The organism is Bradyrhizobium sp. P2_E8 (genome assembly GCF_056403875.1).
Genome location: NZ_JBFUES010001379.1, coordinates 1 through 1,515, shown reverse-complemented (window position 1 = coordinate 1,515; position 1,515 = coordinate 1). Strand labels below are relative to the sequence as shown.

Annotated in this window: 1 protein-coding gene; it reads left to right on the top strand. The window is 67.4% G+C overall.

Annotated features, from left to right (window positions below; translation table 11 throughout):
• Positions 1–1,515, top strand: a 1,515-nt coding sequence (gene atzF, locus AC1D00_RS40640; protein WP_477014580.1) for an allophanate hydrolase, incomplete at both ends; no start/stop codon positions are given.

Below are 1,515 nucleotides of genomic sequence, written 5' to 3'. Positions count from 1 at the left end.
GTGAAGGACAATATCGACGCGCTGGGATTTCCGACCACGGCGGCCTGCCCGGCCTTCTCCTACACACCGACGCACGACTCGACCGCGGTGGAGCGGCTGCGCGCGGCCGGCGCCATCATCATCGGCAAGACCAATCTCGACCAGTTCGCGACCGGCCTCGTCGGCGTGCGCTCGCCCTACGGCATTCCCAAAAATTCGATTCGCGAAGATCTGATTCCCGGCGGGTCGAGTTCGGGATCGGCCACCGCCGTCGGCGCCGGCCTGGTGCCGCTCACGCTCGGCACCGACACGGCCGGCAGCGGGCGCGTGCCGGCGATGCTGAACAACATCGTCGGGCTGAAGCCGAGCCTCGGCATGATCTCGACCGCAGGACTCGTGCCGGCCTGCCGCACGCTCGACTGCATCTCGGTGTTCGCCTTGACGGTGGACGATGCCGCACTGGCGCTGTCGGTGATGGCGGGACCGGACCAGGCCGATCCATTCTCGCGCGACCGGCCGCTCGGGGCGATCACGCCATTTCCGGCAACCTTGCGCCTCGGCGTGCCGCGCAACGGGCAACTGATCTTCTTCGGCGACAGGAAGGCGGAAGCAGCTTACGGCGAGGCGCTGAAGCGCTGGACCTCGCTCGGCGCAACGCTGGTCGAATTCGACCTCGAGCCGTTCTACGAGACGGCGCGGCTGCTCTACGAGGGTCCCTGGGTCGCCGAGCGCTATCTCGTGATCAAGAACCTGCTCGCCTCCGCACCCGACTCGATCCATCCGGTGACGCGCGAGATCACCGCCGCCGGCGCGCGGCTGACGGCGGCAGACACCTTCTCCGCGCTCTATCGCCTGCAGGGCCTGCGCAAGATCGCCGAGCGCACCTTTGCCAATATCGACGCGCTGGTGCTGCCGACGGCGCCGACGGCGTATACGACCGCGCAGGTGCTGGCCAACCCGATCGAGCTCAACAGCCGGCTCGGCACCTACACCAATTTCGTCAACCTGCTCGACCTCTGCGGCCTCGCCGTGCCGGCATCGATGCGCGCCGACGGCATCCCGTTCGGCATCACGCTGCTGGCGCCGGCAGGACGCGATGCGCTGCTTGCGAGCATCGGCCGCGTGTTCCATGCGGATACCAAGCTGACCGTTGGTGCCAAGGGCGTGGCGCAACCTGCGCTCACCCCGCCTGCTACCGGCGGCATCGACGAGATTCCGATTGCCGTCGTCGGCGCGCATCTGTCCGGCATGGCGCTGAACGGCGAGTTGAAGGCGCTGAACGGAAAGCTGATCGAGGCGACCAGGACAGCGGCGGACTACAAGCTCTATGCGCTTCCGACCACGCCGCCGAAGCCGGGCATGCTGCGCGTGGAAGCAGGCAAGGGTTCTGCGATTGAACTCGAGATCTGGTCGCTGTCGTCGTCCGCGTTCGGCAAGTTCGTCAACGCGATTCCGGCACCGATGGCGATCGGCACCATCAGGCTCGCCGACGRCAGAAGCGTGAAGGGCTTTCTCGTCGAGCCGGCAGTGCTGGGC